Source organism: Sodalis sp. RH21, assembly GCF_047324175.1.
In the GTDB taxonomy this organism is placed as follows: domain Bacteria; phylum Pseudomonadota; class Gammaproteobacteria; order Enterobacterales; family Enterobacteriaceae; genus Acerihabitans.
Window position 1 is genome coordinate 5,608,885 of record NZ_CP178732.1, and the last position, 23,518, is coordinate 5,632,402.

Below are 23,518 nucleotides of genomic sequence, written 5' to 3' on the forward strand. Positions count from 1 at the left end.
CAACCAGGCCGCCGCCAACCCGTCGGCGCGGGCCGGGCTCCTTTACCAAACGTTAAGAATCCACTCTTTGTTTTTCTTGTATTCCATATCGGTAAACAGCGCATTGGCGATCTGCTCCGCCAGCCAGATGGCCCCGGCGTAACCCACCACCGGATGACGATAGGACCCCGCCCGGTCATAAGTGGGAAACCCCACCCTGACCATCGGGATCTGATTATCGATGGCGGTAAAGCGCCCCTTGGAATGGCCCAGGATCAGATCGAGCTTTAGTCCCTTATTGGTGATGCGGTCTTCCAGCTCCCAGAGATCGGCGTTGGTGATAATTTCCATCTCGCCGTCCACCTGCTCTTGCAGGGCAATAATGCGCGGGTCCTGGTCATAAAACGCATTATCGTCGCCCAAAAGCAGCAATACCGGCTTCATTTCCAAATCCAGGCAGAACTCCGCCAATCCGATGGCTAAATCGGGGTTGCCATAAATGGCCACGCGTTTATCGGCCAGGAACATATGCACCAAATCGGTCAGGGCATCGATGGCGATACCGCGCTCACGCACCAGCGATTCGGGAATGGGTTTGCCGGTAAGCTGCCGGAGGTTTTGCAAAAACGTATCGGTATTACGGATACCGATGGGCGTAGGTCCGATAATGGTGGGGATAGCGAACTTTTCCGCCAGGTAGTCCGCCGCCTTGCGGCCCTCATAACGATTCAGGGCTATGGTGCCCAGGGCGTTGGCGGTGCCCACCAAATCCTCGATGGTGGTGTTGCCGTGGGAAACCGTATTGCCGCTGGGCATAACCGGGGAGTCGAAGTTTTCAATTTCAAACAGTACCGTGGCGTCGATTTGCATGGCCGCCAGCAGATGCTTGAGCGCCGTCACATCGCCGGGGTTGACCCAGCCGGTGACCACGTTAAGCTTGCCGTTGGGTTCGCTTTTCTTGGCGAAATATTTTACAAAATCCCGCACCGCCACGTCATAGCCGCTCACCATGCTGCCCACAAAGCTCGGGGTATGGATTGGAATCAAATGGACTTCCCGGCCGGGAAATTTCTGCGGCAGCAGTTCGTCGTTCAGTTTTCTGACCACGCCGTCCACATCGTCGCCGATAACTTCGGTGGAACAGGTGGTAATAATCGGCACCACCTTGACGTGCGGGTAGCGCATCAGCAGCACGTCCACCGCCTGTTCCACGCGATCGAGCGCGCCGAACACCGCCCCGTCCTCATGCACCGAGGAGGAAGCGATTTCGAAGCTCTCTTTCAGATGCTGGGAGATCAACAGGCGCACAAACATGACGCAGCCCTGGCCGCCGTGGACAATGCCGATACAATCCTTGATGCCGATACTGACATATTGCGCCCCCGCCGGCTGGCAGGTGAATATCGGGTTAATCACACCGGTACGTTCTTTGCCTTTTAATTCACATGACATGATCTTGCCCTCTAGTAGCGTTGATCGGTTAGTTCCGCATTCAACGATCCGGTAATGGTCAGGTAATTAAGCCGCTCATGCAGCGCCGTAATAAGCTGCTTGATATCCGACGTCCCCATGGTCGCCAGCCAGGCAAACCGGGTTTGATAAGCTTCTACCAGCACCACGGCGTCCGCCCAATAGCAGCGGGCGGCCGGGGTGGACAAATCCACCGGTTCGTCGCACAATAATTGCGCGGTGATGCCCAGAATCCCCGCGTTCTGCTTTTCCCGGTCCCAGACGCGGGAGTGGAACTGCCAAAGGCAATTTTTCATGATGTAATCCACCAGCGGCTCGATCCGGCTGTCAATCGGGTTTTCCATGGTCGCTCCCTTATTCCTCTGTTTTAGCAGTCTGTTTAGCGAAAGCGGGATAAACCCGTTCGCGCAGTTTGGACACGCTGTCAAACCCGCCGGTGTACTGGCGCAGCTCGGTGGACGACAGGACGTCATCGCCCAGGGCGGCGCCCGATAGCATTTTCTGCGTGACGAAACCGCTGCCGGTGGGGATTGGGTCTTTGCTGATATCCAGCAGGGCCAACTGATGGATCGGCGAATAGATGGCGTTGTAGATATCGCGCGCAAAGCGCACCCAGCCTTCGTAGCCTTTATAAGGCCCGTTATGGTAGGCATGGGCATTCAGATACGGCACCCGGATTTTTTTGGCCACTTCACCGGGCCGTTTACCGGTAAAAATCACGTCCGGCTTAAGTTGATACATCGCCTCGATGGTTTCCAATTCATTGGGATCGTCGATAGCCATCGCCCCGGCTTCACAGCGGGCAATGCCTTTTTCCATATCGCCCTGATGACCGAATTTGGTGTACACCGATACCACCTCCAGCCCCATTTCCGCATGTATCACATGCGCCCAATGCCATAGCTTGGAACCGCCCGGCCACAAGCAGACTTTTTTGCCTTTCAGACGGGCCATATACCAATCAAGCTCCGGTTTCCAGCGGGCGGTTTCTTCATCGATAATGGCCTGCGCCCGATCTTCGATGCCAAAAAACAGACCGATTTTGCGCAGGGAATCGGACAAAGGGCCAAAACCGAAACCGTCGATATCCAGACGCGGAATCCCGTAGCGCACCCGCAGTTCATTGCAGATATATTCCGCCGAACGCGCGCATTCCAGCACATTGAGGTGGGCTTTATGCATACCGCGCAGATCGTCATAGGAACCATTGCCGGTAAAGGTGGACAATACCTGGATGCCCATGCGCTTAAAGTAATCGCACATGACTTCCTGATCGCCCTGGATGTTGTATTCGCCGACGTAATTAATCACGTGGTCGCTGGTGATTTTGGGCTCGACCGTACCGACTTTCTGGTTGATCCAGGCGATATTGATTTTATGGTGCCCGCCGGACTGGCTCGGGCCGGCAAAGCCCGGGGAGTTACAGACAAAAATATCCACATCCGGCATTTCATCCATAATGTCCTGCGCCACCGCGGCGATATCGTCGCCAATCAGCGCCGATGCGCAGGTTTGGTAGATAGTCATGCGCTTAATGGTGGGATGGGCCTTGAAGGCCTCCAGAATATTTTTCTTCAATACCCCTTCGGCGCCAAAGACGATATGTTTCTCTTTCATATCGGTGGCAAAGGTATATTTGAGCTGGAAATTATCGTTGTCGCTGATATAGCGCTTGGTCTGCCAGGTGTCGTAAGTACAGCCCACCGGACCGTGGCTGATATGAATAACATCCTTCATCGGGGTGCCGATCACATGCTTGGCACCGCAATAGGCGCAGCCGCGTTCGGAAAGTGTCCCCGGAATGGTATTGAGATAGCCCAGCGGGAGCACCGAGGTTAAATCTTCCTCGGCGCCTTTCACGACGGCGTGCAGCTTGCGCTCAGGAATACATTTGCTAACGTCAAACTCATGATGTGGCATTCTCTACTCCCCGAATTTATGGGTAACGGTCTTAATTGCCGGAATCAATCCGGCCTTCGACCCGGTAAAACCAGCCGGTGATTAGTCGGCTATACCATATTTAACAACCATGGCTTCCAGGGCATCCATGGACATTGGCTTGGGAATAACCAAGTTTTTGTTTTCAATAATTTTACGCCCCAACTCGCTATATTCATGGGCCTGATTGGATTCAGGATCATATTCGGTCACGGTCTTCTTATTGAACTCGGCTTTTTGCACAATATTATCGCGCGGCACAAAGTGCAGTAATTGGGTACCAATAGCGGTGGTAAATTCCTCGACAAATTCTCTTTCTCCATCCACCTTCCTGCTATTGCAAATAATGCCGCCAAGGCGTACGCCGCTTTGCTTGGCATATTTAACCAGGCCTTTACAGATATTATTGGCTGCATAAATCGCCATCATCTCACCGGAGGCGACGATATAGACTTCTTGGGCTTTACCTTCACGGATTGGCATGGCGAAACCGCCACAGACCACATCGCCTAACACGTCAAAGAAGATAAAATCCAAATCCTCCGAATAGGCTTTATTATTTTCCATCAGGTCGATGGCGGTGATGACCCCGCGCCCCGCACAGCCTACGCCTGGTTCCGGGCCGCCGGACTCAACGCAGCTGATACCAAAAACGCCGGTTTTGACCACCATCTCGTTGGTGATTTTTTCCGCCCCCTGGTCGCGCAATACATCCATCAATGTTTCCTGATGCATGCCGCCAAGAATAAGCCGCGTGGAGTCTGCCTTTGGATCACAACCGTGAATAAAAACTTTCTGATTATGATAAAAGGCTAATGCGGCCGCGGTATTTTGCGTTGTGGTGGATTTACCAATGCCACCTTTGCCATAAATTGCCAATTTGCGAGTCACAATAAAGAACTCCTTTAATAAACGGTGAAAAATAAAATATGTTTTGAACACGCTATGAATAGAGCAATCCCCATGCCAAGGATGGCCTAGCCGGGTCTGCATTGAGGAAAAACAGAGTAACATTGGCAATCCACCGCGTTTACCCACTGTATTTACAGTAAATATATTTCTCGGCTTTTAGTAGGATTTTGTTAGTCACCGGTGTTTATTAACCATTGCCACAATTGATTAAGTACATAAACGTACTTTTTTTAAAATAAAAGTTCTCCGAGGTATTTTTATTCCGGTTACCGATTGGCCGGCCCGGCGCTTGATCAATATCAACACCGTTGCGCCCTGGGATATGTTATTGGTGGTATTAACCATAAAGTCCAGCTACCGGCCAAGGCCAAGCGAGTAACAGCATGTTCTATCTTTCCGATGGGGATATCGATTCATTACTGCTGGAGGATATCCGCTATGGCGATTTGACCACCCGCGCCTTGGGTATAGGCGACCGCGCGGGGATCATGACCTTTAGCCTGCGCCGGCCCGGCAAGGTCAGCGGGTTGGACGCCGCCGCGTGCGTGTTGCGCAAGCTTGAGCTGGCGGTGGAAAAAACGGCGGCGGACGGCCGGGCGGCCCTGCCGGGGGACGTGCTGTTAACCGCCCGCGGCCCGGCTGAACGGTTGCATCAGGGCTGGAAGGTGGCGCAAAACCTGCTGGAGTGGTGCAGCGGGGTCGCCCAGGCCACCCACGAGATGGTCAGCCGGGCGCAGGCGGTGAATTCACGGTTGCAAGTCGCCTGCACCCGGAAAAACATTCCCGGCACCAAGACCCTGGCACTGGGCGCGGTACTGGACGGCGGCGGTACGATCCATCGCAGCGGCACCGCCGATACGGTATTGCTGTTTGCCAATCATCGCCGGTTTTGCGACGACCCCGGCGATTGGCGACAACACGTCGCGACGCTGCGCCTTGCCGCCCCCGATCGGCTGATAGTGGTGGAGGCGGATAACGAGTCCGAAGCGATAGCGGCTCTGCTGAGCGGGCCGGACCTGGTGCAGCTGGATAAATTCAGCCCGGACGCGGTGCGCAAAATGGTGGAATTCGCCCTGTCCGCCGCGCCCCGCTGCCGCCTGGCCGCTGCCGGCGGGGTTAATCTGGACAATATCGCGGAATATGCCCGCACCGGCATCGGGTTAATCGTCACCTCGATGCCTTATTACAGCCAGCCCGCCGACATCCAGGTCCGGCTATATCCCGCCGGTTGAATGTCCCAGGCGCGGACCGGGGATATACCGTACGGCGCACTTAACCGCGGGTCGCCAGCACAATACTCGATGCCTTGACCAATGCGGTGATGGCGTCGCCCGGTTTTAATCCCAAGCCGGTAACGCTCTCATTGGTGATCACCGAAACCAGGGTAAGCGTCGGGTCGATTTCCACCGTCACCTCGCTGTTTATGGCGCCCTTGGTAATATTGCCGATTTTACCGCTGAATTGATTGCGCGCCGAGAAGCGCAATCCGGTATCGGCGGCCGTCAGAATCACCCACGGAGCCTTGATAAACGCGATGGCTTCACCGCCCTGGCGCAAATTAAGATATTGCACGCTGCTATGGGTGATCGTGGCGACCAGCGCTTTCCCATTGGGCAGAGTGATTTCGACTTCATCATTGACCGCGCCCGTAATAATGGCGGTAACGGTGCCGGTAAGCTGATTTCTGGCTGAAGTAAGCATGGTCGTCTCCGATTCGTGTGAGTATCGATAGCCGCGTCTTACGATCGCGATGCGCTCAAAATCACGGCTGGCAAACAGAACGCGATTTGGTAGCGATCGGATAGATAAATTTTATCATCGCACAAACTGCCGGGATGCCATTAATATTTTGGCAAATTTAATTGGTTGATCTTTTAATAAGTTGGCCGATATTGTTGTATAAACTTTTATACAACGACAGCTGAAAACAATGAACAGAAAATATATTGGTGCCATGGTAATGTGCGCGCTTGGGGCATTCTCCAGTCTCAATGCAGCCGCGGCGGAAGATATTCGCGTGACGTATGCCGGGTCGATGGGGGTGGTGATGGATAAATACCTCGGCCCGACGTTTGCCAAAAACGAGCATCTGACTTATCAGGGACAAGGCCAAGGGGCCTACGGCATGGCGCGCCTGCTCGCCTCGAAAAAAATCGTCGCCGATGTCTTTGTTTCCATTACGCCGGGACCCATGGATATCCTTAAACAGGCCGGCATGGTGGATGAGGCCGTACCGGTTGCCAGTACCCGCATGGTGATTGTCTATAACCCGAAAAGCGCCTTCGCTCCCGCGTTTGTCGCCGCGAAAAACGCGCGGCCGGGCGATAAGACGACCGCGCCCTGGTGGAAAGTGCTGCAATCTCCCGGTCTGGCGTTCGGCCGTACCGATCCGGTGAACGACCCCCAGGGGCAAAACATCATCTTTACCATGAAGCTGGCGGAAAAATACTACCGGCAGCCAGGACTCGCCCAGAAGGTTTTGGGCGAGGTGCAAAACCCTAAACAGGTATTTGCCGAAGGCGGTCTGCTGACCCGCATGGAGTCGGGACAGGTTGATGCGTCCTCCGGTTACGAAAGCGCCACCATCTCCGCCAAACTCCCCTATATCACGCTGCCCGATGAAATCAATCTGAGCAATCCCGCCATGTCCGCGGACTGGTACGATAAAGTAAGCTTTGCGGTAAAAGACGCCACGGGCCAGGAAAAAACCCTGCACACCCAACCGCTGGTATTTTATGCCGCCGTACTGAAGAATGCCCCGGATGCCGCGGAAGGACGCAAATTCGTCGCCTTTTTGCAGAGCAAGGCCGGCCAGGCTTTACTGGCGCAAAATGGCTACGGCCAACCCAAGGGCGGGGCGTTGTATCATTAACCGCGCCCGGATAGCGGCGTAACATGCCCGCCCGCTGGTTTGCACTCCCTGCGTTAGTCTTGCTGGCATTGCCATTCGCCACGCTCATAGGGGTGACGCCCTGGCGGGACTTCCATCTGGCCTACGGTGATTGGGGCTCGGTCGGCGTCTCGCTGGGATTGAGCGGTATTTCGATACCGCTGATTATCCTGTTGGGCATCCCGCTGGCGCTATGGTTGGCGCGCACCGTTTCGCCCATGCGTCATTGGGTGGAAATCATGGTATTGATTCCCCTGCTTACTCCCCCGCTGGCGCTGGGCATTCTCCTGGTGTCGGTCTACGGACCCTATGGCGCATTGGGCGGCCTGTTGGCCAGGCTCGGCTTTTCATTGACCAATAACGCCGGCGCGTTTGTCACGGCCCAGGTATATGGGGCGTTGCCCTATTTTGTGATGTCGGCCCGCTCGGCCATCGAGGCCGTTCCGGCGGACGTTGAAGATGCGGCCAAAGTGCTGGGCGCCTCGTCCTGGCGGATACTCACCCGGCTGACGCTGCCGCTGGCGCGCCGTGGCTTGGCCACCGGCCTGGCCATCGCCTGGGTGCGCGTCATAGGTGAGTTTGGCATTGTGCTGGTTTTTTCGTATTTCCCGCAGGGGATACCGGTCAAGTTATATATTAATTTGCAAAATGAGGGCGTTGATGCGGTGTACTCATTATTATGGCTGCTGCTGATAGTAACGCTGCCCTTCCCGTTATGGTGCCTGATACAGTCACGCCGCGTTAGGAACCCCTACTGACGGCCAAGCGCCACGACCTTGGCGGAGGGCCGTTTTTTCAGGTAGTTATTTACGTTGCCCCGGGCTAACTCATCCACGATAAATTTATTGTTTTCGATAGATCTGACCCTGAAAAATGAATTTCTCTCGAGTAATACCTCGCCTTCGGCCAGATGCCGGGTATATAGCATAATCGGGTGGCCCAGCTTTTTGATGCGCATCTCCAAAAACACTCCGGCATGGTCTTTTGTAGCCGCTCGGGCAAATCCCCCGGCAATCTGCCGATCCACGGAAGAGGACAAAAAGCCCGCGCCCGCCAGCACATCGTCGACCTTGATAGCGGCTATCCGTTGTTTGCTTAGCGAACAGCCCCGGTATACTACGCCCGGATAAGGAGGGATTTTGTTTAATGCGCTATCGAGCTCCGCCACCTGAGCTTTCATGGCATCCCTTATCCAGGGGGAAATAAATTGATCCGGCATGCCTTTATCAAGAAACTCATTGATTGCATCATTATTGTTACTGCCGTAAGCTGCAATGGTGGATATTTCCTCGCCGGTAAGGCGCGACTTCTCCATATTTTTGGTACAAATTACATAAAGCCTGGCGGTCGCAGGCGATAAATTTAGCGATTCTTGCAGCAAGTCAATTTTTGAATAGCGGCTAAACCCTCCTCTTTTATGGCTATAAAAAATATCACCGACTTTTTTGAATTTCTGGCCCCATAGACGGGGTAAGATCACCGATCTACGCGCGTAAAGGCTATATGAAACTCCTCCGGGATTGGCTTTGATTAAAAAATATTCATTATTATGCTTGATATAATTTTTATGCGTATCTTTCTCTTGGTAAATAAATGGATTTTCCGGATCGAGGGACAAATTCGGCTCGATTTTTCTTGCTGGTATACCGCCGCGAGTGTCTCGTAATATATTAGCCAACTGCCCAGAGACGCTGCTGCAGAAGTTATCATCAATACCTAAAGGATGCCGTTTTTTCCGGCAAGAAAAAACTTCATAAGCCAATCTTTGCTTGGCTGAAGCATGCCTACTCTCTGGTTGATAGAGATATATTTTATAATCTTTGTCATAAAAAACCGCCACGTGCTTCCCGCTGCCAATATAATAATTGTTTATACCTGGCTTTTTAAAAATAGGGAAGTATTCATTGCCGATATTAATATAGCTTTTTCCGTTGGCTGCGAATATAATCCCTCGGGCATTGTGATGATAAGGTATAATCTGATCGAGGGGTTTACCAAGAAGTTTAATTGCGCGTATTTTATTGAAAATCTGCGGGTGTATCCATTTATGCTGCCGGTTTTTAGCCAAATAACGGAACATACCCTGTTTGATTCCGCCTATTTTTGCAGCATTACCCGGTCCCCTATGCCAGGCACGGTTTCCTTTTGCTGCCATCGCTATTCTGACCTGGCTGGTCAAGCCGGTTTCGCCTGTTTCAACACCGGGGTTAAATGCCCCCCTCTTCGCCAAGGACACTTTATTGGACAGCACATCGGTCAATGCCATAATGGCAATATTAATACCATCATTGACAACATTCATTGCGCCTTGCTGACGCTCAGCCGCGTTATCACCCGCCAGCATTTGATCGATATCTACTCCTAAGGAAATCAGGGGTGTTACGGGGTTGGGTAAAATATTATCTATCGCCGACAGGTACCGGGCAGCCATGTCCCTGCCGATTTCCGCATCGGATTTTATCAATACGTCAGCATCAAAATATGAGCGTTCCTCTTGCCTGATCAGCAGGGCCTCGGGTAAGTTCCCGAGAACGGGTATTTTGCTGCGCCAAATTTTATCGGCGTATCGTTTAGCGAATTCATTGTCCGCAAAATGCGCCAACCAGCTATCGACGCCATCATAGATGATCCCGTCCTGCCGGTCATGCAACGAAAAATGCGCGGCGATATGTTCGCGGCTGGCGTTATACCGGCAAAGGTTAATTAGCCAATCGCGCATTGCTGAAATATTACTGAACGGCACTATATTTTCGTTCCTCGGCAGATAAAGCAGTATTTTTTTTGAAATTTGCGATTCCCAAACAAGCGCATCCGTGGAGAGATATCCATTGATATCGAAAAAATAGATCATTACGGTACTACTCGGCCGGCCAATCAACCCAAATTGATTCAAAAATATCTTTTCAGCGTTTTTTCTATGATTTCCCCCTAATTTAGATAACGCAAAAAATAGCGTATAAATATTTGATGCCTCCTGAATGCTTTTATCCTGCCAGTATTTATCCAAGCGGTTAATAAATATATAGAAAAAATCCATATCCCATATAATCCTGGCAATAACCGAGGGTTTTATCGCAATTTGTTTTCGACTGTTAAAATAAGGATCGGTGAGCGCATTAGTGTTATAAATGCCGCACATTTGATCAACCACGTCGAGATTATCCTGCGCATCGGCCGGAAAATTCTTCAGCACATATTCCGTCAACATTCCCGATTCAATAAGCGTGGCACGGTCATGGCGCCAACCGGTGAATGCATGGGCATCGCTAAAGGCGGAGCTAAACCGATTAAAAAAAGTATTATCAGGATTTATATGTAATTGCGTTTTTGCTTTTATCGCCTTCTTCAGCTCATTTTTGGCAATAGTCAGCAACTGGGGATATTTTTTGCCGTTCTCGATATATCTTTTGGCCATAAGAAAATTTTCGAATTTCTTGGCTGCTCTTATGGAACGGCGGGAAGAGGGATAAGGTATTTTTTTAGACGATGGCTTTATTTGCGGCGCGGCGCTGGTCATGGGAGACGCCGGGAAATGCCATGATGGCAAAGCCGGCATTCCGTTTTGCGCGTTTCCATGAATAGCGGTGATGACACGGTTGCCGGAGTTAAACCGGACGGTCCGATTATTATCTCTGGGGAGCGTCTGGCGCGGCTCGACGGCGGCGCAAATATTGGAAACAAGAAGTAATGTCTGCAGCATCAATTGCGCCATTCCTTTTTTTGGCGCGGGGACCGGCGATTCAGCCAATTTTTTTAATAGTTTTTGCTGTTCATGCGAAGAAAGGCCATGCTTATTTTTCTGGTTGCAGTAATTTCCAATCTGACGCCGATAGCGCTCGTTAGCCGTCAAGCGGATTGAATTCATCGCCAGCGATCCTCCTGTTATTTATATTTTCCCTGTGTTAAATGATAGCAAAGGACCTGCAAGAGGATGCATTATCGGAATGCTGCCGGAAAAAGATGCGTCACCGGGCTCGACGCCCCTGGAACATGAAGTGCCCGGACTAGCCTGGCCGCCATAGTTAAACCTGCACAACTCATCACTAAGGAAATAACTTATGACTTCCCAACATATTCCCGATCGCGAGCGGCGCGTCACCCTTAAATCGATTTCCACGGCGCTGCGCAAATTACATAAGGCATTAATTGATTTGGAAACCCGGCGTTTTGGTCCGGTCGGCAGCCCGTTTGAACACTTACAATTGGTGAGCGCACACCCGCAATTCGCCTGGATACGGCTGCTGTCGGAAATTCTGGTAGAAATGGACGAACGGCTCGATGAGCCGGAGGAAATTGATGGCGCCGTCATCCTGGCTTACAAAACGGTTATCGAACGGCTATTGGCCCTGGGGCCGGAGAATGATACCGAATTTGCCCGCAATTATGTGACCGCCCTGCAGGAATCCCCCGAGGTGGCCATGGCCCACGGCGCGCTGCGGCATCTGCTATTTTCGCTGCCCGGCATCTCCGGCGACGGTGGCCGGCCCGCCTGATCCGCGCCAAAGGACGGGCGATCAACATCAGCGCGCGCCGGATATTGCCCGTGGCGTCTTGGCGCGGGCTACCCCCCGTATCCGGCTCACACTGCGCTTGCCATCATCTTTACAAAATTATCCCGCAGAACATCCTGGATCTCCGGGTTCCACGCAATCCCAATCAGCCAATGGGTATATTCCCCCTCGGCCGGCACCACATTCAGACCGGCAGGCAAAATATGGCTGACGCCGGCGGGCAACAATGCCACGCCGTTTCCGGCCGCCACTAATGCCAGTATGGTTTGAATATCATCGGCAGCAAACACCGACTTGGGGCTGAGTTTATTCTCTTTAAGAAAACCGGCCGTCTGCGTCGTCAGGCCATGCCCACGGTGCGGGGCGAGCTGTAGCAGTTGATGCGACTCAAGTACAGGCCGGATACTCGCAGGGCCAGCGTGCAGCCCGGCAGGAGTGACCAGGACCAGCCGCTCTTCCATCAGCACTTCGACTTGCAGGGGGCCAGGCGCCGGCAGACGTATAAATCCGGCCTGAAGCTGCCCGTCCAGCAACATCCGGCACTGTACGTCGGAAGGCATGTCGTTCAGCGATACCTCGACATCCGGAAACTGCTCACGAAAAGCGGTGACCTGCGCGGGAGCCAGCTGAAACGACGAGATGCCAAATCCCAGGGCAAGCTTACCCGCGCTCCCTTTTTGCATCCTGCCGACATATCCCCGAAACTCATCATACTGCTTGAGCAATTCGCTGGCCCTGGAACAGAGTTGCTGGCCGGCGACGGTGAGTTTCGCGCCTTGGCGGCCACGCTGGAAAAGTGTCATTCCGGCCAGATGCTCCAGCGTCTGGATCTGCTTCGTCAGGGCAGGTTGCGTCAGGCACAGGATTTCCGCAGCGGGGCCATAACGCCCCTGCCGAGCCAGTGTAACGAACGCGCGCAACAGTTTTATATCCATTCCTGTGGGTTATCAAACTCTGAGAAATCGTGATTATACAGTCTCGCACCTGTCTGGTGAAATTGACACCGGTTTCCAGTTGAGGATAGCGGGCATGAAACAGAATCTTCGGGTTGCAACAGTCCAGTTCTGCCACCGGGCTAATGACAAGCACTATAATCTTTCGGTTATGGAGGGGTTTATCCATCAGGCCGGCCGCCAGGGCACCGGGATACTGGCCTTCCCCGAAATGTGTATTACCGGCTACTGGCATGTGCCCGACCTTACCACTAAAGGAGTGGCGGCGCTGGCGGAACGGATTGACGGCAGCCCGTCCCTGGCACGAATCACTTTACTGGCAAAAAAATATGGGATGGCGATAGGCGCGGGACTTATCGAGCAGGGAAACGACGGGCTGCTGTATAACGCTTATGCGGTATGTATGCCGGACGGCCGTGCGCATGTACACCGCAAACTGCATGCCTTCGAGCACCAGGACCTTGCCAGGGGGGACCGCTTTACCGTATTTGATACCCCTTGGGGAGTGCGGGTTGGGATTCTTATCTGCTGGGATAATAATTTGGTCGAGAACGTGCGCGCAACGGCGCTGCTTGGCGCTGATATCCTGGTGGCTCCGCACCAGACGGGCGGAACCCATTCCCGCAGCCCTTATGGAATGAAGCCCATTCCCGCAACGCTTTGGGAAAACAGGTATAACGATCCGCTTGCCCTGGAGACGGCGTTTCGTGGCGATAGCGGGCGCGGCTGGCTGATGCGCTGGCTGCCCGCCAGGGCCCATGACAATGGTTTATTCGTCCTGTTCAGCAATGGTGTTGGACTGGATAACGGCGAGGTTCGCACGGGTGGCGCCATGATCCTCGATCCCTATGGCCGCATCATTGAAGAAACCGGCTCTTTTGAAGATACGATGGTAAGCGCCGATCTCGATTTGAACCTGCTTGCCATGTCTACCGGGAGAAGGTGGATACATGGCCGCCGGCCTGAGCTGTATGGCATTCTGAGTCAATCCCAGGGTTATGAACGCGATGCCCGCAGCGCCAGATTTTCTACGGATGTCCCCAGCTTTGAAAAACGCAAATAGCACAGAGGCCGTCTGCCGTCGCCCTAAGCAAGATTAAAGGAACCAGAATCCGAACAGAACAAAAGAAAAACGGCACGTCAAAGACGTGCCGTTTTTCTTTTACCGACTTCGTCAGGCTGCCTGCGGACAGCTCTTTAGACCAAGCCTTGGGGGAATGTTGGTCGGTGAGAGAGGATTTGAACCTCCGACCCATACGTCCCGAACGTATTGCGCTACCAGGCTGCGCCACTCACCGAGTGCGGGCGCATCTTACTGCGGCCGTCTTTTTGCGTCAATCCCTTTTTCACGAAATTTTACCGGGTGCTGATAAAGCCACCGGTGGGATATGCCGGTTTATATCGCCGACGTTTTAACCGGTTTATTGCACCAATTATTGCCGGCCTTGATTCCGCCGTTCGGCGAGGTGTACCCCAAACAGCCTAAGATGGAATCAAACAGCTCTTCATGGCGATGGGTCGCGCCGATACGCTGCTGCGCCTGCAAACGGTCGAACGCGTCGCGGTGAACCGGGTCGGACAGAAACGAATCCGACGCCCATACCATCATCGGCACGCGGAATTGCTCAGGCGGCGCCATATCCCGCGGCGTGCCGTGCAAATGATAATTTTCATCAATGGACTCGCCGTGATCGGCGGCATAGAACACCAACGCCTTTTTACCCCTGACCTGGTCGATCACGCTATCAAGAAAACTATCGGTATACAGCACGCTGTTATCAAAGGCGTTAACCAGCTGCGCTTTGGTACAGGAGTGATCCACGCCGATACACTCCGGCTGGTAGCGGGCAAAATTGCGCGGGTAACGCTGCGAATAGAGATAATGGGACCCCTTGGTATGAAGGATCACCAAATGTTTGCCCTTGGGGTAGCGTTTGAGCGACTCTTTCATCTCGTCAACCAGCAGCATATCGTCGACGGATTTACCGTCGTTGCGTTTTTCGGCGGCGATCATCTCGCGAAATGAGAAATTATTGGTATCGGTATTGTTGTAGAACCACACTTCGCTTTGCATGGCGAACAGCTCGGAGGTAAACCCCAAAGAGCGCATGACCGCAAAAACGTTCTGCTCTTTGAGCGTACGCTGCTGGTTATCCGACGCCCCGCCTTCGCGCACGAACATACAGCGCAGGGAGAGCTTGGTGGAGGTATCGCAAGATTGCCCGCGAAACGCCACTAAATTTTTCTCGCGGGACAGTTTGGGCGTAGTATCTCGGTTATAGCCCATCATCCCCATATGATCCCAGCGGGTGGTTTCGCCGATGACAAAAATCACATACGTATCGTCGATGCCGGCGGGCGGCACATAGGTAAATTTCTTGGCCGGATCGAGCAGCGAGTCATTATCCTGGCTCTCATCGAAATGGGTATAAGCAAACAGTCCCAGGGCGGCCATCCAATTAACCGGCAGGTAGGAATGGGCGATAACCCCGCCGTAGCTCGGCAAATCGATATTGGTGATTTTTTCGCGCACGTTTTGCGCTTTGTCCTGATAGCGTACCGGCAGCCAGATCAGCGCCAAAATCACCAGCAGGCTTAACAATGGCTTAATCCGCTGGCCGGGGGTTTTTAATTGCTGGAACAGCGTGCCGCTGGTGTTGTTTTTCCAGATCAGGAACACGGGCAGCGCGCTGACCACCACCATCCACAGGAGAAAGTAGAACCCGACCACTTCCTTTGATAAATCAATATCGGTGGTCATGACCGAGGCGATAATCCCATAGCCGATGACCACGTTAAAATATGTCATGTAATAACTGGCGGCAACCGAGATTAGCAACAATAATGTAGCCACGGTGCGGTAGAAGTAGCGTCCGCCCAGCGAGATCAGACGCAACAAAAAGAACGTCGACAGGACAGTGGCCATAATCTCGGTTATGGCAATCACCATGTTGCCGGAGGTCGCGCTCGGATGGAGCAGATCGAAACGACGGATAAAAACCGAAAGGTTAAGAAACAAACCTATATAAATGGCGATTAGTATCGATAGCTTCTGCTGTGACAGCTGTTTTGCTAAATTTATCAACGCAAGGTCTCGGCGAATCTGTGTATTTTTGGACGCTGTGAGGACAGATTGACTATCTGAAGTCAGACCGCCACGGGTAACCCGTGCCAACAACGAATGAATAAGCACATCATTAAGTATGAGTTTTTGACCCATTTAATATTAAAAAGTTTTATTGGTAGGTGATATAACGCTTTTGCAGTGAGATCGCCTAAAAAACAACCGCCGCAAGCGTAATGCCCACGGCGGTTCCGATCCACGATTTTCCCGGACACGCTCCCCTTGGCAGCCCGCCCGCTTCAACCTGGTGAACTAATTAATGACGTTGAGTTTAACATCAATGTTATTGCGGGTCGCGTTGGAATAAGGGCATACCACATGGGCTTTTTGCACCAACTCTTCCGCCACGCTGCGATCCAGGCCGGGCAAATGAATATCCAGCTGGGCCTCGATGGCAAATCCGGTCGGCACCGCGCCGATACCGATCGTACCTTCAATAAAGGCGTCCGCCGGCAGTTTAACTTTTTCCTGCGAGGCCACGTGTTTTAATGCGCCCAGGAAACAGGCGGAATAACCGGCGGCGAACAGCTGTTCAGGGTTGGTGACTTCCCCGCCCGCGCCGCCCATTTCTTTCGGTACGCCGAGTTTGACATCCAGTACGCCATCGGATGAAGTCGCTCGTCCATCACGTCCGCCGGTTGCCTTGGCCTTCGCACGATAAACCACTTTTTCAATAGACATATTATGTTTCCTTCTTACGTTATTGGATGTTACCCCCCGGGCTTCGAGGGATGCATGACTCGCGATTAAATCGCTTGCAATATAAAGGCATCAATTAAATCTAGTATAGACCAGGGTCTTTACTTCGTCTTCGCCCCGCCCGCCGTTACCACTGCGCCAATTGAGCGCGCAGCGTTTGCAATTGCCGCTTTATTTCATCAAGCTTATCCGAACTGCAGGCGGTGGCGCACAGCACGTCATCGGGGATGGTCCGCGCCGTCTCACGCAGCGCCCGCCCGCGCTCGGTCAGGCGGATAATGACCTGGCGCTCGTCCGCGGCTGAACGAAATCGCCCCAGCAGGCCGGCCACTTCCAGACGCTTAAGCAGCGGGGTCAGCGTAGCGGAATCAAGAAACAGCCGCTCGCCGATTTCGGATACCATGACCTCGTCGCGCTCCCACAGCACCAGCATCACCAGATATTGGGGATAAGTGAGATTCAGCTTGGCCAACAGCTTGCGATACACTTTATTCAGCGCCAGGTTTGCCGAGTACAGGGCAAAACAGAATTGCTGATCGAGGGATAAATGCGTGTCCATCGGCTTTTGATCGTTAGGTTTCGTCTTCATGGTTCAAGTATAGATAGCGCGCTATAGAATAGCAAGTGACTTTTTAATCCCGCCTATCGCCCGTCCCATGCGTACAAAAGATGACCGTGCTTTTTTGCTACACATTATAATAGAAGTTAATACAACGGGGTTTTACCAAAATGGTATTATTGGTAAACAAACTATTACCCTCCTATTTGATGCGCATATAAATATGGAAGCCTGGAAGCTCAACATTTTTTCCGTCTGGTTAGGCTGTTTTTTTACCGGACTGGCCATGAGTCAGATTCTCCCTTTCTTACCTCTGTATGTGGAACAATTGGGTATTCATACCCATGAAGCGCTGAGTATCTGGTCGGGGCTGGTATTCAGCGCCACGTTTCTGGTCTCGGCGGTGGTGGCGCCGCTGTGGGGCAGTCTGGCGGATCGCAAAGGACGCAAGTTGATGCTGCTGCGGGCGTCATTGGGCATGGCGGTGGTGATTGCCCTGCAGGGTTTTGTCAGTAACGTCTACCAATTATTCCTGCTGCGGGCCTTGATGGGGTTGACCTCGGGCTATATTCCCAACGCCATGGCGCTGGTGGCTTCCCAGGTCCCGCGCGAAAAAAGCGGCTGGGCGCTCGGCACCCTCTCCACCGGCCAGGTGGCCGGGGTGATAGTCGGCCCGCTGCTCGGCGGTTTTATGGCCGATCATCTTGGTTTGCGCGTGGTGTTCCTGGTAACCTCCGCGCTGATGTTCGTCAGCTTTCTGGTGACCCTGTTCCTGATAAAGGAACGGGTGGTGAACGTCAAAAAAGCCGATCGGTTGAATGGCCGGGCGATCTTCCATTCGCTGCCCTACCCTGGATTGATCTTCAGCCTATTTATCACCACCATGATGATCCAATTGACCAACAGCTCCATTAGCCCGATCCTGACCTTGTTCATCAAGGATATTTCGGGCGATACCGGCAATCTGGCCTTTATCAGCGGGGTGATCGCCGCCGTACCGGGCGTGTCGGCGCTAATGGCCGCACCGCGCCTGGGCCAACTGGGCGATCGCATCGGCACTTCGCGCATCCTGATGACGGCCATGGTATGCAGCATCGTGCTGTTCTGTTTCATGGCCTGGGTGAAAACCCCGTTCCAGCTGGGCGTGCTGCGCTTCTTATTAGGTTTTACCGACGGCGCGCTCATGCCCGCGGTACAAACGCTGTTGGTAAAATATTCCAACGATCGGGTAACCGGGCGGATCTTCGGTTATAACCAATCGTTTATGTATATGGGTAACGTCGTCGGCCCGCTCATAGGCTCCAGCGTATCGGCGGTGCTGGGCTTTCGCTTTGTCTTTTTGTTTACGGCGGTGATGGTGCTGATCAATACGGTGCAGCTCTGGTCTGGTTTCCGTAAACTGCCGGCCAAATCCGGTTAAATCCACGGATAACGACCGCCCATTTGTACCACCATGATGCCTGCGCAAATCGCCACGAAAAATAAAAATACCAGTAATATCCGGGTCATCATTCCTCTCCTCTTGATGAATACTGCATTATGACCAAAGAGTCGGGCCGCTTGCGCGCCTGGCGCCTTGCCAACTGACAGTTGACCCGCGTGGGCGCGTAGAAGTTCAACCCTGCCTGTTTTTTAACCAGCCTAGCCATTAACTATAGACGCGCTGTTCGAACCTGGGAAAACCACCGCCGAAAATAGGCGGTTTTTTGAGCGAGCACGCACGTTAAAAGACCGGCGTAGCCGCCGGTCTTAGCGAATTAATCTCTGTTTTGATTCCTTATTTGAGAATGCGAAAACGTTCTTCATCGGAGATAAATGTTTTTTCGCCCGCCGGCTGTTCAATGGAGCCAAACGGCATTTGCGCGCGCAGCTTCCAGCTATCGGGTAGCTGCCAGGTGCTTTTGACTTCACCGTCGATTAACGGATTGTAATGCTGCAGCGAGGCGCCAATACGTTCCTGCGCCAAGGTGGACCAAACGGCAAACTGGGCGATACCGGTGGAATGCTCCGACCAAATGGGAAAATTATCGGCATAGGCGACAAATTGCTTTTGCAAAACATCAATAACTTTGGTGTCTTCAAAAAACAGCACCGTGCCGAAGCCGGCGGCAAAGGAGGCCAGCTTGTTTTCAGTGGCGGCAAAGGACTCGGCGGGAACAATCTTCCTCAGCGTCTCTTTGACGATATTCCATAATTTTTCATGCTGCTGGCCAAACAGCACTACAACGCGAGAGCTTTGGGAATTAAAAGACGAAGGGCTGTGCTTCACGGCTTCCTTCACCAGAGCGGCAATCTGATCTTCGGACAGCGTAATATTTTTACCGATGGCATAAATCGACCGGCGGGCCTTGATGACGTCCAGAAAAGCGTTGCTCATGGGACTACTCCTGTTAGAAAGGGATTAACAAAACGGTGCAAACCATGCCGAATTGTTCACCGGTTAGCTTATGCCTTGATCGGGGGCTCTGTAAATCACTCGCATCATCCCCATGATTAACTATGCTGATATAACTTATTGCTAATATTTATAATAATCGTCGCCCGGCACGGTACGAGGTCCGGACGCACACTCGGTCACAGCGTCATTTAGGCGAACAGGAGTCATTAACATGACAATAGAAACCCTGAATCTGCAGGAGCCGGTAGGGGGTGTACCGAACAATCCGCTGCCCGTGGTAATTTATCGCAACGTTATTCCGGCTGAAACCGCCGATCCGGCGGATTGGCTGGAACAACATCTTGCCGCTAACGACTGGCCGGCCCAATGGCGGTATATCATCTATGACTTCACCCATTTCCATTCCAATTGCCATGAACTTCTTGGCGTCTACGCCGGCCAATCCCGGGTACAACTGGGCGGCGAAACCGGGCCGATCGTGGAATTAACCAAAGGCGACGTGGTGCTGGTGCCGGCCGGCGTCGGACACAAAGCGCTGGAATCCAGCAAGGATTTCATGGTTGTCGGCGCTTACCCCCGGGGAATGAGCGCCGATTTATGCCGCGACAATCCCGCCAAACTGGCGTCGCTGCAGCGGCATATCGGCCAGGTGCCCATGCCGTCCACCGACCCGATAACCGGCGGGCACGGCGGCATCACCACGCTTTGGCACAATCCCGAGCAAGCCTGAACCACCATCGTCAATGCCCTATGGGGTCATTCCGCAGGAGGATATTATGTCCCGAGTACAGGCAGTAGATCATTTAGTTGTCAGCGTCAGCGATTTCGCCGCCTCAAAACAATTTTACAGCGGCTTATTCGCATTTCTTGGCTTTGAGGTGATGGATGAAATGAGCGGCGCAATGGGCTGGAGCAACGGCAATACGCGCTTTTGGATTTACCAGGCCGACGAGCAGGGAAAAAAACAGGCATATCGCAAGGGCGACGTAGGGTTTCACCATTATGCCTGGTCCTTGAACAGCCGGCAGGATGTTGATGAGCTGCAAGTATGGCTGGAAGAAAACAAGGTCCGGATAGTCGACCCCGCCGGCGAATACTATGAGGATTATTACGCGGTGTTTTTCCTTGACCCTGACGGTATGAAGCTTGAGGGCATGCACTACGGTAAATAATTCGCCGGCGGCAAGCACGGCGCTAGATATAATTGCTCAGGTGATCATCACGAACGGCGGGCACGCCGCTCCCCAGCGGCGGGGCAGCGTGCCGAGCCTCCCGCTGATGTCCTTTATTATGCACCGCGGGCAGGTCGGACTTATTTCCCTGGCGGGGCCTTACCCGGAAAATCCTGATAGAAGGCTCAAAATAATCGGGAAAGCCGGTAAACGCGGTAAGTTTAATATAGACCACCGGCTCGTTGCTATATATTGGGCGATTCGCCGAATTTTTGTCTGGGCCGGCCAGGCGTGGCGCTACGTTGTTGACCCCCGCCACGCGTCCCAAGGAAGATTCTCTGATAAAATTATACTTGGACTCGTCCCGCGAATAACCCCCGCATGGAAAACAAATGTGAAAACAGCATAATTTCCCCGACATAACTCCACCTCCTGGGCTGCTATAAAATATTACCTCTCGCCAATTTACGCCTCATATTATTAATATACTCAAACATATATAGCGATATTCAATTCACTTCGAAAAATTATTTAATAAAAATATAAAATGCCAAAAATATATTTATAAATAAACGGCCAAAACTTGACGATACGTTTTTCCTATTAACATAAACATAACGTAAGGGTCATCTTTTCCCTAACTCTTTCCTGGAACCCAGGGTTAAAAAGTTTATTACCTATGTCGTTAATCATTCGATAGATTATTAAAGATACTTATGCTGAGGTTATTTATTGACGTCTCACGATCGCCCGCGCTAATACGCGGCCGCAGTTGGTTAAAAATTAAACCACCAACGTCCGGCGAGTGGACCATACTTGGAGAGAGCCAACCTAAACTGAGGACATCTTGATGAAAGAGATAGGCGCAAACGGTCAGGTCGACTATGTAGAGTTTAACGTCAGTGATATCGAGCGGACCAAAAAATTCTATGGTTCGGTGTTTAACTGGGCATTTACCGATTATGGCCCGACCTATACGGAATTTTTCGACGGCCGCATCAACGGCGGTTTTACCTCCACCGAAGCCGTAACGTCCCCCGGCGGGCCGCTGGTGATATTTTACGCCAGCGACCTGCCGGGCACGCAGAAAAAACTGGAAGCCGCCGGCGCGGAAATCGTCAAGCCCATATTCGCCTTCCCGGGCGGGCAGCGCCTGCATTTTAAAGATCCGGACGGTTATATATTGGGAGTATGGACCGAAGATTGATTCCCCCCATCCCGGCACGGCGGAAAAGGGATTGCCCCGCCGTGTCCCGCCCGCTCCGCGGGCTCGGCCAAAAGCAGTTTTGGCAACCGGTCCCGAAACAGCCACATCATGTCCGATTATGTCCTGTCTATTATCCCACCCCTTTGACACTATAGCGCCATCGCAATCACCAGGAGTCTTGAAATGGCACATAGCGCATTATTGATCGTTGACGTCCAGCTATCCTTCCTGCATCGTCCCTTTTGGTCGGAAAACGATATCCCGGCCTTTCAGCAAGCATTATTATCCCTGATTGAGGGATGCCGCCGGCATGATGTGGCGCTGGTGGATATTTTACATAACAGCGGCGACGGACCGTTCAGCCTTGCGTCGGGACTGGTGAAGCGCATGCCGTTCCTGACCCATACGGCGGACGTGACATTGATTAAACATGTTCATAATGCCTTGACCGATTCCGGGCTGCATCAATGGCTCCAGGAGCGGGAAATCGGGCATTTAATTATCGCCGGAATGCGTACCGAGCAGTGCTGTGAAACCACCGCCAGGGTCGCCTCGGATCTGGGCTATCGGGTGACGTTCGTGACCGAAGCGACGCTGACCTTTCCCATGACCCATGGCGGCCGGACATTGAGCGCAGCGGAATTGAAACATCACACCGAAACGGTACTGGTCGATCGTTTTGCCGATATTCGCACCGTGGCCGAGTGCCTGGCCGAACTGGCGGACAGTACCAAAGCATCGTAAAAAGGCGCCGGGCCCGGCAGTAGGCAGGAGTAACCGCAATGCGTGACGTATTCTTTTTGGTATTACCCGGCGTGATGTCGCTGGACCTGACCGGCCCGGCGGAAGTGCTGACCCTGGCGGGCGCTTTCCGGCTGCACTACTGTGGCCCGCAGGAAGAAATCCCCACGTCCACCGGCATGACCATCAGCCGTATCGCGCCATTGCCAGGGGATTTGCCGCCGCAAAGCATTGTGGTGATCCCCGGAGTGACCGATTCCCGCCACCAGTTGGACAGTGCGCCGGCGCTGGCGGCGCAGCAATGGCTGCAGGCGCATCGCGACGCCTTCCACAACCAACTGTGGACCCTGGTATGCGTTTGCTCCGGCTCGCTGCTTGCCGGACGGGCCGGGTTATTGGACGGCTACCGCTGCACTTCGCACCATAATATCCTGGCGCGCCTGCGCGAACAGGCGCCCGGCGCACTGGTGAAAGACAACCGGATTTTTGTGGAAGATCGCGGGATATTCACCAGCGCCGGCATTACCGCCGGCATCGATTTGGCCCTTTATCTGGTGGGCCAGTTTGTTGGCCCTCGGCAAGCCATGGAAGTCGCCCGGGAGATGGTGGTCTATTTTCGGCGCGGGGGCGACGATGCGCAACTTTCGCCCTGGCTGCGCCATCGCAACCATCTGCATCCGGCGGTGCACCGGGCGCAGGATATCCTGGCCAAGGAGCCGGAGGCCGAGTGGCAACTGGATCAACTGGCCAGCCAGGTATTTATGAGCAGCCGCCATCTTACCCGCCTGTTCCGGGAACATCTGGGACTTAGCGTTCGGGAGTATCACGAACAGCTGCGCCTGGCGGTAGCGCAACAACGTTTACAGCAGGGCTTGGGCATCGAAAAATCGGCCCTGGCCGCCGGTTTTTCGTCCAGCCGCCAACTGCGGCGGGCGCAGCAGCGCTGGCAGGCATAATTGCGCGGA

22 protein-coding genes and 1 tRNA gene are annotated in these 23,518 nt (G+C 53.2%); 11 read left to right on the forward strand and 12 right to left on the reverse strand.

Annotation, left to right across the window (positions count from 1 at the left end):
- Positions 1-42: 42 nt before the first annotated feature.
- The 4 genes from anfK to nifH form a co-directional block, all read right to left on the reverse strand.
- Positions 43-1,431, reverse strand: a complete 1,389-nt coding sequence (anfK, locus tag ACL2XP_RS25840) for a Fe-only nitrogenase subunit beta (RefSeq protein WP_413736286.1) — start codon at positions 1,429-1,431, stop codon at positions 43-45.
- A gap of 11 nt (positions 1,432-1,442) precedes the next feature.
- Positions 1,443-1,793: a Fe-only nitrogenase subunit delta gene (gene anfG / locus ACL2XP_RS25845; protein ID WP_413736287.1), complete on the reverse strand. Its 351-nt coding sequence runs from the start codon at positions 1,791-1,793 to the stop codon at positions 1,443-1,445.
- A 10-nt stretch (positions 1,794-1,803) separates the two neighbouring features.
- On the reverse strand, positions 1,804-3,369 hold the full coding sequence (gene anfD / locus ACL2XP_RS25850; RefSeq protein WP_413736288.1) for a nitrogenase iron-iron protein, alpha chain: 1,566 nt from the start codon (positions 3,367-3,369) through the stop codon (positions 1,804-1,806).
- A gap of 81 nt (positions 3,370-3,450) precedes the next feature.
- Positions 3,451-4,278: a nitrogenase iron protein gene (gene nifH / locus ACL2XP_RS25855; RefSeq protein WP_413736289.1), complete on the reverse strand. Its 828-nt coding sequence runs from the start codon at positions 4,276-4,278 to the stop codon at positions 3,451-3,453.
- A 404-nt stretch (positions 4,279-4,682) separates the two neighbouring features.
- Here nifH and modD point away from each other — a divergent pair, with 404 nt between their 5' ends.
- Entirely contained in the window at positions 4,683-5,531 is an 849-nt protein-coding gene (modD, locus tag ACL2XP_RS25860; RefSeq protein WP_413736290.1) for a ModD protein, read from the forward strand.
- Positions 5,532-5,571: 40 nt separating this feature from the next.
- Here the strand turns inward: modD and ACL2XP_RS25865 are convergent, their stop codons facing one another.
- On the reverse strand, positions 5,572-6,000 hold the full coding sequence (locus tag ACL2XP_RS25865) for a TOBE domain-containing protein (RefSeq protein ID WP_413736291.1): 429 nt from the start codon (positions 5,998-6,000) through the stop codon (positions 5,572-5,574).
- A gap of 229 nt (positions 6,001-6,229) precedes the next feature.
- Between ACL2XP_RS25865 and ACL2XP_RS25870 the strand changes: the two genes are divergently transcribed.
- Positions 6,230-7,171, forward strand: a complete 942-nt coding sequence (locus ACL2XP_RS25870) for an extracellular solute-binding protein (RefSeq protein ID WP_413736292.1) — start codon at positions 6,230-6,232, stop codon at positions 7,169-7,171.
- A 23-nt stretch (positions 7,172-7,194) separates the two neighbouring features.
- A complete protein-coding gene (locus ACL2XP_RS25875) occupies positions 7,195-7,947 on the forward strand; it encodes a molybdate ABC transporter permease subunit (protein WP_413736293.1) in 753 nt (250 codons plus the stop codon).
- On the opposite strand, the gene ACL2XP_RS25880 is transcribed toward ACL2XP_RS25875, so the two are convergent.
- Positions 7,941-11,054 carry a dermonecrotic toxin domain-containing protein gene (locus ACL2XP_RS25880; protein WP_413736294.1) on the reverse strand — a complete coding sequence of 1,038 codons (3,114 nt, stop codon included), beginning with the start codon at positions 11,052-11,054 and terminating at the stop codon, positions 7,941-7,943. The two genes, ACL2XP_RS25875 and ACL2XP_RS25880, sit on opposite strands and share 7 nt — an antisense overlap.
- A 193-nt stretch (positions 11,055-11,247) precedes the next feature.
- Here ACL2XP_RS25880 and ACL2XP_RS25885 point away from each other — a divergent pair, with 193 nt between their 5' ends.
- Positions 11,248-11,682, forward strand: coding sequence for a hypothetical protein (locus ACL2XP_RS25885; RefSeq protein WP_413736295.1), 435 nt, complete (start codon positions 11,248-11,250; stop codon positions 11,680-11,682).
- A gap of 86 nt (positions 11,683-11,768) precedes the next feature.
- Here the strand turns inward: ACL2XP_RS25885 and ACL2XP_RS25890 are convergent, their stop codons facing one another.
- Positions 11,769-12,635, reverse strand: coding sequence for a LysR family transcriptional regulator (locus ACL2XP_RS25890; protein ID WP_413736296.1), 867 nt, complete (start codon positions 12,633-12,635; stop codon positions 11,769-11,771).
- 94 nt (positions 12,636-12,729) lie between these two features.
- Between ACL2XP_RS25890 and ACL2XP_RS25895 the strand changes: the two genes are divergently transcribed.
- Positions 12,730-13,716: a nitrilase family protein gene (locus ACL2XP_RS25895; protein ID WP_413736297.1), complete on the forward strand. Its 987-nt coding sequence runs from the start codon at positions 12,730-12,732 to the stop codon at positions 13,714-13,716.
- Positions 13,717-13,874: 158 nt separating this feature from the next.
- Here the strand turns inward: ACL2XP_RS25895 and ACL2XP_RS25900 are convergent.
- The 4 genes from ACL2XP_RS25900 to ACL2XP_RS25915 all read right to left on the reverse strand — a co-directional run bounded on the left by ACL2XP_RS25900 (position 13,875) and on the right by ACL2XP_RS25915 (position 17,065).
- Positions 13,875-13,951: transfer RNA gene (locus ACL2XP_RS25900), tRNA-Pro, on the reverse strand.
- 98 nt (positions 13,952-14,049) lie between these two features.
- Positions 14,050-15,735 carry a kdo(2)-lipid A phosphoethanolamine 7''-transferase gene (gene eptB / locus ACL2XP_RS25905; protein ID WP_413739295.1) on the reverse strand — a complete coding sequence of 562 codons (1,686 nt, stop codon included), beginning with the start codon at positions 15,733-15,735 and terminating at the stop codon, positions 14,050-14,052.
- 294 nt (positions 15,736-16,029) lie between these two features.
- Entirely contained in the window at positions 16,030-16,458 is a 429-nt protein-coding gene (locus ACL2XP_RS25910) for an organic hydroperoxide resistance protein (RefSeq protein ID WP_413736298.1), read from the reverse strand.
- Between the two features lie 145 nt (positions 16,459-16,603).
- Complete coding sequence (locus tag ACL2XP_RS25915) at positions 16,604-17,065, reverse strand: MarR family winged helix-turn-helix transcriptional regulator (protein WP_413736299.1); 462 nt, start codon at positions 17,063-17,065, stop codon at positions 16,604-16,606.
- A gap of 193 nt (positions 17,066-17,258) precedes the next feature.
- Between ACL2XP_RS25915 and ACL2XP_RS25920 the strand changes: the two genes are divergently transcribed.
- Positions 17,259-18,455: a multidrug efflux MFS transporter gene (locus tag ACL2XP_RS25920; RefSeq protein WP_413736300.1), complete on the forward strand. Its 1,197-nt coding sequence runs from the start codon at positions 17,259-17,261 to the stop codon at positions 18,453-18,455.
- A gap of 357 nt (positions 18,456-18,812) precedes the next feature.
- Here ACL2XP_RS25920 and ACL2XP_RS25925 read toward each other — a convergent pair whose 3' ends face one another.
- Positions 18,813-19,412 carry a nitroreductase family protein gene (locus ACL2XP_RS25925; protein WP_413736301.1) on the reverse strand — a complete coding sequence of 200 codons (600 nt, stop codon included), beginning with the start codon at positions 19,410-19,412 and terminating at the stop codon, positions 18,813-18,815.
- Positions 19,413-19,644: 232 nt separating this feature from the next.
- Between ACL2XP_RS25925 and ACL2XP_RS25930 the strand changes: the two genes are divergently transcribed.
- The 5 genes from ACL2XP_RS25930 to ACL2XP_RS25950 all read left to right on the forward strand — a co-directional run bounded on the left by ACL2XP_RS25930 (position 19,645) and on the right by ACL2XP_RS25950 (position 23,509).
- Positions 19,645-20,163: a cupin gene (locus ACL2XP_RS25930; RefSeq protein ID WP_413736302.1), complete on the forward strand. Its 519-nt coding sequence runs from the start codon at positions 19,645-19,647 to the stop codon at positions 20,161-20,163.
- Positions 20,164-20,209: 46 nt separating this feature from the next.
- The gene (locus tag ACL2XP_RS25935) at positions 20,210-20,605 is read left to right on the forward strand and encodes a VOC family protein (RefSeq protein WP_413736303.1); all 396 of its coding nucleotides are present in this window, start codon (positions 20,210-20,212) and stop codon (positions 20,603-20,605) included.
- 850 nt (positions 20,606-21,455) lie between these two features.
- The gene (locus tag ACL2XP_RS25940) at positions 21,456-21,812 is read left to right on the forward strand and encodes a VOC family protein (RefSeq protein WP_413736304.1); all 357 of its coding nucleotides are present in this window, start codon (positions 21,456-21,458) and stop codon (positions 21,810-21,812) included.
- 183 nt (positions 21,813-21,995) lie between these two features.
- Positions 21,996-22,556, forward strand: coding sequence for an isochorismatase family protein (locus ACL2XP_RS25945; protein WP_413736305.1), 561 nt, complete (start codon positions 21,996-21,998; stop codon positions 22,554-22,556).
- 38 nt (positions 22,557-22,594) lie between these two features.
- Positions 22,595-23,509, forward strand: a complete 915-nt coding sequence (locus ACL2XP_RS25950) for a GlxA family transcriptional regulator (protein WP_413736306.1) — start codon at positions 22,595-22,597, stop codon at positions 23,507-23,509.
- The last annotated feature ends 9 nt before the right edge of the window (positions 23,510-23,518 follow it).

What these genes read in the sequence shown, in the direction of transcription:
- ACL2XP_RS25935 (WP_413736303.1), top strand. Translation starts at nt 20,210, where the DNA reads ATGTCCCGAGTACAGGCAGTAGATCATTTAGTTGTCAGCGTCAGCGAT.
- modD (WP_413736290.1), top strand. Translation starts at nt 4,683, where the DNA reads ATGTTCTATCTTTCCGATGGGGATATCGATTCATTACTGCTGGAGGAT.
- ACL2XP_RS25920 (WP_413736300.1), top strand. Translation starts at nt 17,259, where the DNA reads ATGGAAGCCTGGAAGCTCAACATTTTTTCCGTCTGGTTAGGCTGTTTT.
- ACL2XP_RS25895 (WP_413736297.1), top strand. Translation starts at nt 12,730, where the DNA reads ATGAAACAGAATCTTCGGGTTGCAACAGTCCAGTTCTGCCACCGGGCT.
- ACL2XP_RS25925 (WP_413736301.1), bottom strand. Translation starts at nt 19,412, where the DNA reads ATGAGCAACGCTTTTCTGGACGTCATCAAGGCCCGCCGGTCGATTTAT.
- ACL2XP_RS25885 (WP_413736295.1), top strand. Translation starts at nt 11,248, where the DNA reads ATGACTTCCCAACATATTCCCGATCGCGAGCGGCGCGTCACCCTTAAA.
- ACL2XP_RS25950 (WP_413736306.1), top strand. Translation starts at nt 22,595, where the DNA reads ATGCGTGACGTATTCTTTTTGGTATTACCCGGCGTGATGTCGCTGGAC.
- ACL2XP_RS25870 (WP_413736292.1), top strand. Translation starts at nt 6,230, where the DNA reads ATGAACAGAAAATATATTGGTGCCATGGTAATGTGCGCGCTTGGGGCA.
- anfG (WP_413736287.1), bottom strand. Translation starts at nt 1,793, where the DNA reads ATGGAAAACCCGATTGACAGCCGGATCGAGCCGCTGGTGGATTACATC.
- ACL2XP_RS25910 (WP_413736298.1), bottom strand. Translation starts at nt 16,458, where the DNA reads ATGTCTATTGAAAAAGTGGTTTATCGTGCGAAGGCCAAGGCAACCGGC.
- ACL2XP_RS25890 (WP_413736296.1), bottom strand. Translation starts at nt 12,635, where the DNA reads ATGGATATAAAACTGTTGCGCGCGTTCGTTACACTGGCTCGGCAGGGG.
- ACL2XP_RS25940 (WP_413736304.1), top strand. Translation starts at nt 21,456, where the DNA reads ATGAAAGAGATAGGCGCAAACGGTCAGGTCGACTATGTAGAGTTTAAC.
- ACL2XP_RS25880 (WP_413736294.1), bottom strand. Translation starts at nt 11,054, where the DNA reads ATGAATTCAATCCGCTTGACGGCTAACGAGCGCTATCGGCGTCAGATT.
- anfD (WP_413736288.1), bottom strand. Translation starts at nt 3,369, where the DNA reads ATGCCACATCATGAGTTTGACGTTAGCAAATGTATTCCTGAGCGCAAG.
- ACL2XP_RS25915 (WP_413736299.1), bottom strand. Translation starts at nt 17,065, where the DNA reads ATGAAGACGAAACCTAACGATCAAAAGCCGATGGACACGCATTTATCC.
- ACL2XP_RS25945 (WP_413736305.1), top strand. Translation starts at nt 21,996, where the DNA reads ATGGCACATAGCGCATTATTGATCGTTGACGTCCAGCTATCCTTCCTG.
- ACL2XP_RS25875 (WP_413736293.1), top strand. Translation starts at nt 7,195, where the DNA reads ATGCCCGCCCGCTGGTTTGCACTCCCTGCGTTAGTCTTGCTGGCATTG.
- anfK (WP_413736286.1), bottom strand. Translation starts at nt 1,431, where the DNA reads ATGTCATGTGAATTAAAAGGCAAAGAACGTACCGGTGTGATTAACCCG.
- ACL2XP_RS25930 (WP_413736302.1), top strand. Translation starts at nt 19,645, where the DNA reads ATGACAATAGAAACCCTGAATCTGCAGGAGCCGGTAGGGGGTGTACCG.
- ACL2XP_RS25865 (WP_413736291.1), bottom strand. Translation starts at nt 6,000, where the DNA reads ATGCTTACTTCAGCCAGAAATCAGCTTACCGGCACCGTTACCGCCATT.